13 protein-coding genes and 1 pseudogene are annotated in these 13,869 nt (G+C 63.0%); 8 read left to right on the top strand and 6 right to left on the bottom strand.

What is annotated here, in order from left to right; all coding sequences use genetic code 11:
* Positions 1-8: 8 nt before the first annotated feature.
* The 4 genes from ilvC to FY251_RS17315 form a co-directional block, all read right to left on the bottom strand.
* On the bottom strand, positions 9-1,055 hold the full coding sequence (gene ilvC / locus FY251_RS17330) for a ketol-acid reductoisomerase (protein WP_148416299.1): 1,047 nt from the start codon (positions 1,053-1,055) through the stop codon (positions 9-11).
* Positions 1,052-1,708 carry an acetolactate synthase small subunit gene (ilvN, locus tag FY251_RS17325; protein WP_148416298.1) on the bottom strand — a complete coding sequence of 219 codons (657 nt, stop codon included), beginning with the start codon at positions 1,706-1,708 and terminating at the stop codon, positions 1,052-1,054. The genes ilvC and ilvN overlap by 4 nt, the downstream gene beginning before the upstream one ends.
* Entirely contained in the window at positions 1,705-3,468 is a 1,764-nt protein-coding gene (ilvB, locus tag FY251_RS17320; RefSeq protein ID WP_148416297.1) for a biosynthetic-type acetolactate synthase large subunit, read from the bottom strand. Before ilvB ends, ilvN begins: the two co-directional genes overlap by 4 nt.
* Before the next feature lie 364 nt (positions 3,469-3,832).
* Positions 3,833-5,077 carry a LeuA family protein gene (locus FY251_RS17315; RefSeq protein WP_226908746.1) on the bottom strand — a complete coding sequence of 415 codons (1,245 nt, stop codon included), beginning with the start codon at positions 5,075-5,077 and terminating at the stop codon, positions 3,833-3,835.
* A 358-nt stretch (positions 5,078-5,435) separates the two neighbouring features.
* Here FY251_RS17315 and FY251_RS17310 point away from each other — a divergent pair, with 358 nt between their 5' ends.
* The 3 genes from FY251_RS17310 (at position 5,436) to FY251_RS17300 (ending at position 7,044) form a co-directional block, all read left to right on the top strand.
* Positions 5,436-5,723: a DUF5779 family protein gene (locus FY251_RS17310; protein WP_148416296.1), complete on the top strand. Its 288-nt coding sequence runs from the start codon at positions 5,436-5,438 to the stop codon at positions 5,721-5,723.
* A gap of 119 nt (positions 5,724-5,842) precedes the next feature.
* Positions 5,843-6,529: a hypothetical protein gene (locus tag FY251_RS17305; protein ID WP_148416295.1), complete on the top strand. Its 687-nt coding sequence runs from the start codon at positions 5,843-5,845 to the stop codon at positions 6,527-6,529.
* Positions 6,529-7,044, top strand: a complete 516-nt coding sequence (locus FY251_RS17300; protein WP_148416294.1) for a hypothetical protein — start codon at positions 6,529-6,531, stop codon at positions 7,042-7,044. The genes FY251_RS17305 and FY251_RS17300 overlap by 1 nt, the downstream gene beginning before the upstream one ends.
* Before the next feature lie 19 nt (positions 7,045-7,063).
* Here FY251_RS17300 and FY251_RS17295 read toward each other — a convergent pair whose 3' ends face one another.
* The gene (locus FY251_RS17295) at positions 7,064-7,276 is read right to left on the bottom strand and encodes a ribbon-helix-helix domain-containing protein (RefSeq protein ID WP_042663834.1); all 213 of its coding nucleotides are present in this window, start codon (positions 7,274-7,276) and stop codon (positions 7,064-7,066) included.
* Positions 7,277-7,410: 134 nt separating this feature from the next.
* Here FY251_RS17295 and FY251_RS17290 point away from each other — a divergent pair, with 134 nt between their 5' ends.
* A complete protein-coding gene (locus FY251_RS17290; protein WP_042663826.1) occupies positions 7,411-7,737 on the top strand; it encodes a hypothetical protein in 327 nt (108 codons plus the stop codon).
* Positions 7,738-7,788: 51 nt separating this feature from the next.
* Here FY251_RS17290 and aglJ read toward each other — a convergent pair whose 3' ends face one another.
* Positions 7,789-8,700 carry an S-layer glycoprotein N-glycosyltransferase AglJ gene (gene aglJ / locus FY251_RS17285; protein ID WP_148416293.1) on the bottom strand — a complete coding sequence of 304 codons (912 nt, stop codon included), beginning with the start codon at positions 8,698-8,700 and terminating at the stop codon, positions 7,789-7,791.
* A gap of 269 nt (positions 8,701-8,969) precedes the next feature.
* On the opposite strand from aglJ, the gene tnpA reads away from it, so the two are divergent.
* The 4 genes and pseudogenes from tnpA (at position 8,970) to FY251_RS17265 (ending at position 13,853) form a co-directional block, all read left to right on the top strand.
* On the top strand, positions 8,970-9,401 hold the full coding sequence (gene tnpA, locus FY251_RS17280) for an IS200/IS605 family transposase (protein WP_148416292.1): 432 nt from the start codon (positions 8,970-8,972) through the stop codon (positions 9,399-9,401).
* A pseudogene (locus FY251_RS17275) lies at positions 9,398-10,683 on the top strand (RNA-guided endonuclease InsQ/TnpB family protein). The gene tnpA and the pseudogene FY251_RS17275 overlap by 4 nt, the downstream one beginning before the upstream one ends.
* 978 nt (positions 10,684-11,661) lie before the next feature.
* A complete protein-coding gene (locus FY251_RS17270) occupies positions 11,662-12,816 on the top strand; it encodes a glycosyltransferase (protein WP_148416291.1) in 1,155 nt (384 codons plus the stop codon).
* On the top strand, positions 12,813-13,853 hold the full coding sequence (locus FY251_RS17265) for a glycosyltransferase family 4 protein (protein WP_148416290.1): 1,041 nt from the start codon (positions 12,813-12,815) through the stop codon (positions 13,851-13,853). Before FY251_RS17270 ends, FY251_RS17265 begins: the two co-directional genes overlap by 4 nt.
* Positions 13,854-13,869: the final 16 nt, after the last annotated feature.

Raw genomic sequence — 13,869 nt, 5'->3', positions numbered from 1 at the left:
TGTCGTGTTCAGTCGTCCGCCGGCGCTTCGGCTTTCTCCGCGTCCGCCTCGTCTTCCTCGTCGGCCCACGCGAACAGGTCGCGAAGCGGCGCGCCGACCTGTTCGATGTGGTGGTTCTCCTCTGCGTCCTTGAGCTGGGAGTACGACGGGCGACCCGCCTGGTTCTCCAGGATCCACTCGCGGGCGAAGGTGCCGTCCTGAACCTCCTCCAGAATCTCCTCCATGTTCTCGCGGGCGTGCTCGTCGACGACGCGGTCGCCGCGGGTCAGCCCGCCGAACTCGGCGGTGTCGGAGACCGAGTCCCACATCTCGCCGAGCCCGCCTTCGTACATCAGGTCGACGATGAGCTTCAGTTCGTTCAGGCACTCGAAGTAGGCCATCTCGGGGGAGTAGCCCGCGTCGACGAGCGTCTCGTAGCCCTGCTTGACCAGCGAGGTGACGCCGCCGCAGAGGACGGCCTGCTCGCCGAACAGGTCGGTCTCGGTCTCCTCCTGGAACGTCGTCTCGATGACGCCAGCGCGGGTGCAGCCGAGGCCGTGTGCGTACGCCAGCGCCTCTTCCTTGGCGTCGCCCGTCACGTCCTGATAGACGGCGATGAGACCCGGCGTCCCCTCGTTCGCCTCGTAGTTACGGCGGACGAGGTGGCCCGGCGACTTCGGCGCGACCATCGTCACGTCGACGTCTTCCGGGGGTCGAATCTGGTTGTAGTGGATGTTGAAGCCGTGGGCGAACTGGAGCGTGTCGCCCGCGTCGAGGGAGTCGCGAATCTCCTCGAACACCGCCGGCTGGACGGTGTCGGGGACGAGCACGGAGACGATGTCCCCCTCGGCGGCCGCCGCGGCCGGCTCTTTGACGCGGAGGCCGTCGGCTTCCGCGGCGTCGCGGGACGAGGAGTTCGCGCGGAGGCCGACGACCACGTCGACCCCGCTGTCGGCGAGGTTCTGCGCGTGGGCGTGGCCCTGACTGCCGTAGCCGATGACGGCTACGGTCTTGTCGTCGATCTGGGAGCGGTCGGCGTCGTCGTCGTAGTAAACTTCCGTGGTGAGTTCGGTCATTGGGTGTTGGTGTTCGGTTTGGTGGGTTCGCCGGAGGTTCCGGGTTCCTCTCCGGGGACGGTCTTCTTCGAGCCGTGGGCGAGCGCGGTCTGGCCGGTTCGGGCGATTTCGATGATGCCGAACCGCCGGAACGCGTCGACGGCGTCGTCTATCTTGCGCTCGTCACCGGTGAGTTGGACCGTGATGGTCTCCGACCCGGCGTCGAGGGTGTGGCCGTCGTACATCTCCGTGATTGCGTGGACCTTGTCGGGGTCCTCGCCGCGGACCTTCAGGAGGACGAGTTCCGCGCGAACGGCGTCGTCGTCCAGCTCGCCGACGGAGATGACGGGCTTGAGCTTCGCGAGCTGTTTTTCTATCTGGTCGATGCCCGGTTCGGGCTCCTCGACGACCATCGTGATTCGGGAGTGGCCGTCGACCGTCGTCGGGCCGACGGTGAGGCTCTCGATGTTGAACTGACGGCGGGCGGCGAGGCCGGCGACCCGCGAGAGCACACCGGGTTCGTCCTCGACGATAGCCGAAAAGACCGCGCGCCGCGGTTCGTGTTCCGATTCCGCTTCGGGGTCGATGCGGATGCCCTGCGCGTTGCGGCGGCCGTCGGGGTGTGGCCGCTCGTCGGGCGCGGGGCCCTGCAGTCCTGTCCGATTGTCGCTCATAACTGGTCCTCCGAGAGTGCGAATTTGCCGTTCGCGCCGCCCGAGGAGACCATCGGGTAGACGTTCTCCGCCGGGTCGACGTGGAAGTCGATGACCGAGGGGCCGTCGTACGCGAGCGCTTCCTCGATGGCGTCGGGAACCTCCTCGTAGGAGTCGACGGTCCAGCCGCGCGCGCCGAACGCCTCGGCGAGCTTGTCGAACTGGGGACACCAGTCGTAGCCGGCGGCCATGCGTCGGCCCTCGAAGAAGGCGTCCTGCCACTGGCGGACCATCCCGATGTACTCGTTGTTCAGGATGGCGACGGTGATGTCGAGGTTCTCGCGGACGGCGACAGAAAGCTCCTGAATCGTCATCAGGAACGAGGCGTCGCCGTCGACGCAGACGACCGTCTCGTCGTCGTCGGCCGCGACCCGCGCGCCGATTGCGGCGGGCAGGCCGTAGCCCATCGTGCCGAGGCCGTGGGACGAAACCCACCGCCGCGGCTCGGTGAACGTCCAGTACTGGGCGGCCCACATCTGGTGTTGGCCGACGCCGCTCGTGACGATGGTCTCGTCGGGTGTGGCCTCGTCCAGCGCCTCGACGACGAACTGCGGCTTCAGCGGCTCGTTGTCCGGGGCCGCGTAGTCCATCGGGTAGTCGTCTTTCCACGCGAGACACTGGTCAACCCACTCGGGTGCGTCGGGACCCTCGTCGAGTTCGGCGTCGACGCGCTCGATGGCGCGGCCGGCGTCGCCGACGACCGGGTAGTCCGCGTGGACGTTCTTCGAGATTTCCGCCGGGTCGATGTCGATGTGGACGATTTCGGCCTCGGGCGCGAACGTGTCGATGCCGCCGGTCAGGCGGTCGTCGAACCGCGTGCCGACCGCGATGAGACAGTCGGTGTGCGTGATGGCCATGTTGGCGTAGCCGGTGCCGTGCATCCCCGCCCACGACAGGCAGAGTTCGTGGTCCTCCGGCATCGCGCCGATTCCCGGCATCGTGGTGACGACCGGAATCCGGTGCTCGGTCGCGAACTGCCGGGCGACCTCCGTCGCGTCGCCCTTGACCACGCCGCCGCCAAACAGCAAGAGCGGTTTCTCGGCGCGCTCGATTGCGCGCGCGGCCGCCTCGACCTGCGAGTCGGCGGGGTCGGTGCGGGCGCGGCACGTCTCGGGCGGCTGCGCCGCCCCCGGCTCGCTGTCGGTCTCGTTGAGCGAGACGTCCTTCGGGAGGTCGACGAGCGTCGGACCGGGGCGACCCTCGGCGGCGAGCGCGAACGCTTCGCCGACGGTGTCGCCGACGGTGTCGGGCGACGAGGCGAAGTAGTTGTGCTTCGTGATGGGCGCGGTGACGCCCGTGGTGTCGGTCTCCTGGAACGCGTCGGAACCGACCATGTCGGACGGGACCTGCCCCGTGAGCGCGAGCACCGCGTCGGAGTCCATGTTCGCGTCGGCGATGCCGGTCACGAGGTTCGTCGCGCCCGGACCGGACGTGGCGAGACAGACGCCGGGGTCGCCGCGAACGACGCCGTACGCGTCGGCGGCGTGCGCCGCGCCCTGCTCGTGGGCCATCGTCACGTGACGGATGTCGGAGTGGTACAGCGCGTCGTAGATGGGCATTATCGCCCCGCCCTGCACGCCGAAGGCGGTTTCGACGCCGGCGTTTTCGAGGGCGCGGACGACTGCCGTCGAACCCGTGGTAACCTCGGTCGGCGTCTCGGTCGAGTCGTCGGCGGCGTCGGTCGCGTCGGGGTCGGTCGTGGCTGCGGTTCGTTCGCTCATGTGTGGGCTCCGTGGTGTGTGGTCGGTCGTCGATACGAGTTGTCTGGTGACTGCGTGTGGTGCTGGTGCGCCATTGTGGGGACTGCGGACGTGTCTGAAAACGGTGCGGATACGCGGGACGGAGAGATGGTGTGGTAGGGGGCTATGCCCCTACAATAATGAGCGACCGAATCGCGCCGACGGCGGCGTCGCTGGCCCCGGCGTCCGGGGTCGAGCGAACCGCGTGTGCGTCGTGCGAGGTCATCGTATGCAACACGTCCGTCCCGTCGATAATAATGCTTTCGCGGCGGGCAACGATTGCACGCCGGTCGGGAGGTCGAACGCGTGCAGGGCGGTCGCCCCGTAGGGCCACAGCCCGGCACCATCAGGCGCGGACCTCCTCCTCCGTATCGTCCTCGTGGGTGATACCCACGTCGCGGGCGAACACCTCAAGCGTCGCGTCGTCGACGCGTTCTTTCTCCGCGCCGTGGTCTTTGACGCGGCGGGTGACCTCCCGGACCTCGGCGTCCGAGGGGTCGAACCCGATGTCCGCGAGGCGCTTGCGTACCGAGTGCGTCCCCGTGTGCTTGCCGAGTACGAACTCGCGGGTCGCGCCGACCATCTCCGGGGTCATGACGCCCGGTTCGAAGGTGTCGGCGTTCTCGATGACGCCGGCGGCGTGGATGCCGCTCTCGTGAGAGAAGGCGTTGCGGCCGACGACCGGCTTGTTCGCCGGGACCGGGATGTCGGACGCCGCCTCGACGACGCGAGCCAGCTCGGTTATCTTCGTCGTGTCGATGCCGGTGTCGACGCCGTAGAGGGATTCGGCGGCCATGACGACCTCCTCGTAGGCGGCGTTGCCGGCGCGCTCGCCGATGCCGTTGACCGACACCTGCGCCTGCGCCGCCCCGGCCTCGAAGCCGGCCATCGCGTTCGCCGACGCCAGTCCGAAGTCGTCGTGCGCGTGCACGTCGATTCTCGCGTCGGTGTGTTCTCTGACCGTCGCCACCATGCGGGCGAAGCGAGTCGGCGTCGCCACGCCGCAGGTGTCCGGCAGGTTGATCCAATCGACGCCCGCCTCGGAGACGGCCTCGACGACTTCGATGAGGAAGTCCTCGTCCGTCCGGGTGGCGTCCATCGGCGAGAACATTACTTCAACGCCCGCGTCGCGGACGTGTTCGACACTGCGGACGGCCCGCTCGACGGCTTCCTCGCGGGAAGCGTGCATCGAGTCGGCCAACTGGACGTCGCTGGTGCTCACGAACGTGTGCACCATGTCCACGCCGGAATCCAGCGCGGCTTCGATATCCTTGTCGACGACGCGGGCCAACCCGCACGTCGTCGCGTCCGTCGAAGCAGCGATATCTGCCACTGCCTCGAACTCCGCCTCCGAGTTCACCGGGAACCCGGCCTCGATGACGTGGGTACCCATGTCGTCGAGGGTCTCGGCGATGTCGCGCTTCTCCTCGTAGCTGAACGAGGTTCGCGGTGACTGTTCGCCGTCGCGGAGCGTCGTGTCGAAGATTCGTACGTCTTCGATTTCAGATTGTTGGGCTAATGTGCCCTGGAAGAACTCGACCCGCCGGGGAACCCGACGAATCCTCCGTGTCTTTGTGAGACATCGTGTCAGTCACGTGCCCGAACTCCTATTTAAATGTTTCTCCCCGACAGTATCACGAACGTTCAGGGAGTGTTGCGTGACAACCACTCTCGGAGGTAATCGCAGTACCTAAACGCCCTTATATCATACCATGACATATAGTGACTTGATATGTGCGCTCGCTGTTCGATGGCTCCGGAATGATAATACAACTAAATAGAATTTAGAAACAAAATTTAGTACCCGGTGCGCGCACCGACGACTGGACAAACGTGGATCGAAACGCGACTGTCGTGTGCAACGTGATAACAATGGTCTCTTTGCGTGCTCGGCGGCGGACTCACGCCCCGACCGAACCCTTTTCTCGTCGCTCGACAACCGGGCGGGTATGGGCGATTTCAATCTCAACTTGCAGACGGCCGAAGAACACCTCGACGAGGACGACGCCGAGGGCGACGTGGTCCTCGGCGTCCTCGACGGGTCGACCCCACCGGAGGAGTGGGTCCAGTCCGTCGCCCGCGGCAACGTCCTCTTTCTCGCCATCGAAGGCGACCTCAACAAGCTCGCGTCGGGCTTCGCACGCGACGTCAAAGACATGGACGGCCAGCTGATGCACTTCCGGAAGTTCCTCGTCGTCTCCCCGCCGGGCGTGGACATCAACACGGACGACCTCTGACCGGGCGGCCCGTTTCGCGGTCGTCGCGGCCGACCGGCGGCCGGCGACGAACAGCACGACAACCGGGTGCATCGGCCGCGGGGAGAGTCCTTATGCGCCGCGAGCCCCACGATACTGACATGCCGATGAAAGGTCGCGGCACGTCCGACCTCCGCGAGATCGACCGATGGGACCACGGCGTCGGCTGGCTCGCACACCCCGACGAGACCATGCAGCGCGCCAGCCACGCCGTCGCCGTCGACGGCGACGTGTGGGTGTTCGACCCCGTCGATGCCCCCGGCGTCGACGACCTGTTCGACGAGTTCGGCGACGTGGCCGGCGTCGTCGTCGGCCTCGACCGGCACAAGCGCGACTCGGCGACCATCGCCAACCGCCACGAGGTCCCCGTCTACGTCGCCTCGTGGATGACCGGCGTCGCCGACGAACTCGACGCGACCGTCGAGCGCTTCGGGGCCGATCTCGCCGACTCTGGCTTCGAGGCGTTCCGCCTCGTCGACCGCTCTCTCCCACCGTGGCAGGAAGTCGGCTTCTACCACGACGACTACGACCTGCTCGTCGTCCCCGAGTCGGTCGGCACGGTGGGCTACTTCTGCGCCCGCGGCGAGCATCTCGGCGTCCACCCGATGCTCCGGCCGGTCCCGCCGCGCCGCGTGCTCTCGCGCTACGACCCCGAGCGGCTGCTCGTCGGTCACGGTGCTGGCGTGCCCGTGAACGCGGGCGACGAGCTTCGAACCGCGCTCGGAAACGCCCGACGAAACCTCCCGAGCGCCTACGCCCGGGCGTTCACCTCGATGCTCTCAAACTGATGCCTGATTACACTCCCCCAAGCGACGACGAACAGCGCTCCAGCGAAGAACCGACCGCCGACCCCACTGCTGACAACGCGGGCGAGGAGTCGGAACGACGGCGAGTTCACGTCACGCGAGGACTCGTAGACGTCCTCCTCGAAATGGGCGAAGAGGCCGAGCCGAAGCCCGCGAACGTCGTTCTCGCGCCCACGCCCGCCGGCGAGTTCGACGAGGACCTCGGGCTCGACCCGGAGACGCCGGTTCTCACCCACTTCTACATGTCCGAAGCCGGCCAGTCCGTGAGCGCCGTCTTCGGCATGGACCTCGGCACGCCCGCCGGGCGCGGCCGCGCCCGCTTTCTCACCCATCCGCAGGGTCCGTTCGAGCTCACGGAGCGCGACGACCTCGCGGCCGTGGTGCTCCTCGCCGTCCCCCCGTGGGAGCGGCGGACGCTCGCCGCCTTCGACCGCGCCGGACGGAAGTTGGAACTCGTCGTGCTCGACGCCGAACCGCCGCAGGAAGAACTCGACTGACCCGACCGTCCCCGGCTGACTACCGCAGGTAACCGAGGTCGGTCAGCTGTTCCGCTATCTCTTGGAACTCCGACTCGGAGAGGTCCCCACCGGAGCGCTCGTGTTGGATGACGATGCTGCGCAGGAGGAACCGAACGAGGTCGCTCGTGCTCGAAAAGGTGGTTCCCTCGATGGTGTCGTCGACGCGAGCGGCCAACTCCTTCGGGATCGAGACCGTCGTGTACTCGGTCATGGCTCGACCGTGGCACCGGGCGGGGTTAACCCCAACGGTGGCGACTGCGACCGTCCGTCCGGTTTCCCGGCGCTCACCGGCGATGTCCCCGAAGGTCGGGGGTTTTTCCATGCGGGACATCGTATACACGTTCGATGGCCGCGAGACCGCCGCAGAACGATACGTCGGAGCCGGACTCAATCGAATTCGGTATCGCCGCACTCGCCGATGACGTCGACACCGCAGATATCGACTACCCGGCAGACGCAAGCGAGATCGTGCGAGCGCTCGACGACGTCGCCGTGCCGATTGACGCCGCGGGCAATACGGTCGCGATAAGCGACGCCCTCGCCGCCGCTCCGAAGGACCGATTCGACTCTCGTCGCGACCTCTTGGAGACGCTCCACCCGGTGTTCGAGGAGTTTCGCGCCAAAGCGTCAAAGAGCCTGATGGGTCGGCTTCGTTCGCTCGTCCCGTTCTGAGGGCGGTCTCGGTCGGTTCACCCGGTCCAGACAGCCGGCGCGGGCCGACGCTCACTGCAGTTCTTCGATGCGCTTCATCTGCTCGCGATGCAGCGACAGGATGAGGTCCGACAGTACGCCGAACATCAGCAGCTGCACGCCGAAGAGGATGCCCGCCGCGGAGACGACCGCGATGACCTCGTGCGAGATCGAGCGAACGACCCAGTCGTAGGCGACGTACAGGGCGAGACCGACTCCGGTCGCGGTCGACGCGAATCCGACGCTGCCGAAGTAGAACAGCGGGTTGTTGGTCTTGGCGCGGCGGTACAGTTCGAGAAAGATGATACCGCCGTCGCGGATCGGTTTGAGGTTCGTGTCCGAGCCGTCGGGCCGCGGGTAGTAGGTGGTGGGGACGACCGTCGTCTTGACGCCGCGTTTCGCGCACTCGACGGCCATCTCCGTCTCGACGCCAAAGCCATCGGAGGTGAGCGTCATGTCGAGGAACGACTCGCGAGTGAACGCCCGGTAGCCACTGAGGATGTCGCGGAAGTCCTGACCGTGAATGAACGCGAACGCCCGGTTGATGATGCGGTTTCCGACCCTGTTGAGTCGCGTCATCGCACCCGGCCGCATGTCGGCGAAGCGGTCACCGATGACGTGCTCGTACCCCTCGGCGAGCGGGTCAAGCATCTCGGTGGCGTCCGTCGCTTCGTAGGTGCCGTCGCCGTCGAGCATCAGGATGTATGTCGCTTTGATGTGGTCCTCGACGGCTTCTCTGACTGCTTGACCTTTGCCCGACCCGGATTGGACGACGACGTGTGCGCCAGCCTCTTCTGCGAGCTCCCGCGTTCCGTCCGTAGACCCACCGTCGATGACGAGCACGTTGGTGTATCCCTCGTCTCGATAGTCGGAGACGACATCGGCGATTGTTTCCGCCTCGTTGTAGGTGGGGACGAGGACACAGACGGAGTCGGGGGTGGGCATTGTTACTGTGGTGGTGGAGGACTTCTCAAAAGGGTTTTCTCTTTACTATCACGGACGCGACTACGTTGTACACCTGAACGCTTTACGGGAAATTCGAGGCGAAAGCCCCGTCCTTCAGGGCGTCACCAGAACGCGTCGCGTTCTGGTTGCCCGCCAGATGTAATCTGGCGACGGGGATGAATCCGACCCACAGTATTCAACCGCCGACAATGGCATAGACGGGGTTCCAACGCAATCATTAAGCCGTCTGACCATGATAGTATGTATAGATAGTAAAGAGTACCCATCACGCGAAATACGAACTCTACTACCACATAGTGTTCGTGCCGAAGTCGGGCGGAATCGAAGATTCCGCTGACCTCGCGGAACAGGGTTCCGATCAGTATCAGCGTTCGCACCTGACGGGAAAGACGAAGGAACGTCTCGAAACCATCTTCGCGGAAATCTGTGAGGACAAAGACCTCGAACTGGCCGAGTGCGAGGTCATGCCCGACCACGTACACCTGTTCATCGGGAGTCCGCCGAAGAACGCCCCGTCACTCATCGTCAACTGGGTCAAGGGCATCTCCGCGCGGAAGTACAACCAACGCTACGACGACCGCGTGAAGTGGACTCGTTCGTACTACGTCGGAACAGCGGGAAGCGCATCGAAGGGCACTGTCGAACAGTACATCGCTGAACAGGAAGGTGGCGACAAATGAAGCACGTCAACACCTTCGAGGTCGTTCCACAGACCGAGAACGACAAAGAGTGCCTCCTACGGCTACTCGGCGCCTCCACTTCCTTGTGGAACGAACTCACCTACGAACGCCGTCAGAACTACTTCGGTGACGGCGACGTGTGGGACACATCGGAATACCGAGGACGCTACAACGGCGTCGTCGGAAGTGCGACCGTCCAACAGGTCACGCGCAAGAACAGCGAAGCGTGGCAGTCATTCTTCGCCCTCAAGGAGAAAAGCGAGTACGCCAACCCACCGTCGTACTGGGGCAACAGTACACGATAGAGTGGGGCAAGCGGTCGCGTCTCGAAATCCCTGTCGGGCAAGAACTAAAAGACGAATACGGACTCGGCTACCACGAACGACTCCGCCTCGAAGTCCGAGGTAACCCGAAGTGGGACGGCAAACAGGGTCGTCTGGAACTTGCGTACGGCGAAGTGAGCGACACGTTCAGGGCTCTCCAACCAGTCACCGTATCTGATTCTCGACTGGATTCACCACTGGCTTCGCATGAAGCCGCCCTCGACGTTGGCGCGAACAATCTCGTCGCCTGTTCCACGACCACTGGGAACCAGTACCTCTACGACGGACGGAAGTTGTTCGGACGTTTCCGCGAGACGACAGACGAAATCCCCCGCCTACAGTCGAAATTCCCCGAGAGACGGAATCTCTCGGAATCACGGAAGACGGAGTCTTCCGGACGACTCCGTGAAGGACGATACAGTTCCAAGCGGATTCGACGGCTGTACCGACAGCGGACGAACCGTCGTGACCACGCACAGAACGCGCTGGTGCGCGACCTTGTTGAACGGCTGTACGACGAGGGCGTGGCGACAGTGTATGTGGGCGACTTGACCAACGTGCTGGAAACGTACTGGTCGGTCAGAGTGAACGAGAAGACGCACAATTTCTGGGCGTTCAAGAAGTTCATCCACCGTCTCGCGTACGTCTGTGAGGAGTACGGCATCTCTCTCGAAGCCGAGTCGGAAGCGTGGACGAGTCAGACGTGCCCCGAGTGTGGCGACCACGAAAAGACAGTTCGCCACGAGGATACGCTGACGTGTCCGTGCGGGTTCGAGGGACACGCCGACCTCACGGCGTCAGAGACGTTCCTTCGAGAAAACAACGATTGCGAACTCAGGCCGATGGCACGGCCCGTGCGATTTGAGTGGGACGACCACGATTTGTCGGGGAAACCATACCCTCACGAACGTCCCAAAGAAGTGCGTACAAACCCGCAAGTTGCCACCGTGGGTCGGTAGCCGAACCCCCAACGGAGGAATCCTCGCGCTTTAGCGCGGGGAGGATGTAAATCACGCGGGCAGTACTGGAGCCCTAGCTAGATCAAAATCTCTCGTGCGTGTGGGTCGAAGCTGCTTGGTACTCGTACACCCTTGTACTTATTTGCCTATCCTCTACACCCTTTTTGTTTTTAAGTGTCTTCGGCTCGACCCGGTACACCCTCCGATATTAGGGGTGTACACACTCGCCCGTTTTCCGCAAGGGTGTATTCGTGTCGTCGTTCGCGCGGGTGTGAATTTGGTGCCGAGGCCCTGTCGACAACTGACCTCATTCTATCAATCCCCCCGCGTGTTTTCGTGCCGTAGCGCCGCTCCGACTGTGGTTTCTTGTTTCCTCACAGGTCTGTGCTCGTCGACGTACTCACAGGATCTTCGAATCGTGGCGCCTATCCTTTCTCTCTCATCACCGGTACACCTCACCGTGCAGGTGGTGTATTGTCTGTTTTCGTATCTTCGCAGAAAGTCTCCTCGCCCATCATCGGCACTCACACTTGCTTCGACCAGCGCAGTTCACGTTCACTCAACAATCACCGACTCGCCCATATTTGCGAATTTGGTGTCCTGTGTATCCAGTCTGTCTCCCCCTGAAGTGTTGGTCCATTCGATGGAGCTCACTTAGGTCGGTCTGGCTCTGTTGAAACCCTCTTCACGTCTGGGGATTTGCTGAGAGGTTCGTTTCTAACCGGATCGACGAAATCCGGTGGAAAGAGTAGCTCTTTGGGATGTCAACGCGGAAGGATTTCAAGAGCCGTCGGTCTCTAATTAAATCAGAGCCTTGGGATGACGATAACGAAGGTGTCCTTCCGGGAAATTGTGTGGGGTGTACTTCAGTCGGTATTGCACCTAATGTAGAGGTAGTCACTACCGATATGAACTCTGGAGGACGGTAGCAAAGCGAGAGACCCGTGTTATTTTTATCACTCTCGTTCAACCGGGGGTATGCGCACTCTCGCTCGCCGTCTGGTGAAAGGGGCGGTGTTCCTTTTTTCGCTCACGGGGATCCCGTATCTGCTCTACGGATTGCTCTACTACGTGGTTGATCCGGAGGGCTCTCCGGCGAACAAGCAGGACGCGGAACCGACAGTCAGCATCGTGCTGCCGACGTACAACGAGGAACGAATCATCGAAAACAAACTCGACGACATCTACGCGCTCGACTACCCGATGGAGAAAGTCGAAGTTGTCATCGTGGATTCGAGCGACGACTCGACGCGAGACATCATCCGTGACTGGTTCGAGCGTCGCGACGCGCCGACGCTGAACCTCATCGAAGAAGACGAGCGTCGTGGTCTCGCCCCTGCGCTCAACGACGCCTACGCCGCCGCAAAAAACGAGATGGTGGTCAAGACCGATTGCGACTCGAAAGTCGCACCCGATGCGCTCCGTGTCGCGGCCGCCAACCTCGCCGACCCTCACGTCGGCGCGGTCACCGGCCGAAACGCAGACGTCCTGGGAGGCAGCGGCGTCGAAGAGGGGTACCGTGGAATCCAAGCGACCATCCAAACGCTCGAATCACATCTCGATTCGACGCTCATCTTCCACGGGCCGTTCTCCGCGTTCGAAAACGACGAAATCGTTCCCATTGACCCGGACTCCATCGCCGACGACACCGAACTGGCACTGCTGATTCGTCGGAACGGCAAACGCGTCGTCTTCGACCCCGACATCCGCTACAAGGAGGCGTCGCACTCTGCGTTCTCGAAGCGGCGAACGCAGAAAGACCGTCGTGCGATGGGCTTGGTTCGACTCCTCGCCCAGCACCGCGACGCATTGGGTCGGTACGGAATGTACGGGGCTGTCGTTCTCCCGTTCAACTGGTGGTTTATGATCGTTTCGCCGTGGTTGCTCACTGGCGTGCTGTCGGTGACGACGCTCGTCGGGTTCGCCCTCGGTGGCCCCCTTGGACTCGTTGTACCCGGTGCCGTCGCCGCGTTCGTCGCTCTCGGGTCACGCGATAAACTCGGGTCGCTCCAGCCCGCCTACGCACTCTTCGATACGCAGGTGTCGCTGCTCTTTGCGAGTGTGAAACTGCTGCGCGGGGAAGGGAGTGCGATTTGGGAAGTCGACGAAGAACTGCGAGACCAGTACGAATGAAGATATTGCAGGTGACGCCGCGGTATCCGCCGCAATCCGGAGGTGTGGAGACACACGTAGCAGAAATTTCAGAGCGCCTCGTCGATCGTGGGCACGAGGTTACTGTCCTCACGGCTGACGCTGGCGGGGACGGGTTTCGACGCGAGCGCCGAAACGGCGTTCGTATTAAGCGCTACCGTGGGGTCGCACCGGACGGTGCCATGCATATTTGCCCGCAGATCATGCGGGCAGTTCGGAACGCGGACGCCGATGTCGTCCACGCACACAATTATCACTCGTTCCCGCTGTTTTTCGCGGCGCTGGGTGTCGGTGAGCGACGGTTCGTCGTGACGACGCACTACCACGGTGGCAGCGCGAGTTCGGTTCGGGAGAGACTGCTGTCGCTTTACAGGCCGTTCGGCAGGTGGGCAGTCAGACGTGCCGACGCTGTCATCGCCGTCAGCGAGTGGGAACGCGAACAATTGGCAAGGGACTTCGACGTCGATGCGACGGTGATACCGAACGGACTCGACGTCGAGCGGTTCACGTCGGCCACGCCGTTCGATCGGGAACGACCGTATCTCCTCACAGTTGGACGGTTAGAGGAGTACAAAGGTGTCCAGCACGTGATTCGTGCGATGACTGACCTCCCCGAATTCGACCTGCTCGTCGCAGGATGTGGGAATTATGCAAAACAGTTAGCACGAATTGTAAAACAGGAAGGTGTCGAAGATAGAGTTCACTTTCTTGGCTACGTTGACGACACCGAATTGCGAGAGATCTATGCAGGTGCGGAAGTTTTCGTAACGTTGAGTGAGTTCGAAGCGTACGGAATGACAGTTGCGGAAGCCCTCTCGACTGGAACCCCCTGCGTGGTTCGAGAGCGAGGCGCACTCATTGACTGGATCAAGAGAGAGGGTGTCACGTCAGTCAAAGATGTCAGGCCCGAATCGATTGTTAATGCAATCCGTGCGATAATGTCTGTTGAATTCTGCCCGTCGGGAATTTATGAATGGGATACAGTAGTAGAACGTATTGAAGACCAATATGTTGCGTGATTGATTATATGTGATG

Origin of the sequence: Haloferax sp. KTX1, assembly GCF_902410085.1 — an archaeon.
In the GTDB taxonomy this organism is placed as follows: domain Archaea; phylum Halobacteriota; class Halobacteria; order Halobacteriales; family Haloferacaceae; genus Haloferax; species Haloferax massiliensis.
Note: the sequence above shows the minus strand (reverse complement) of the source record. Positions and strands in the feature narration are given on the sequence as shown.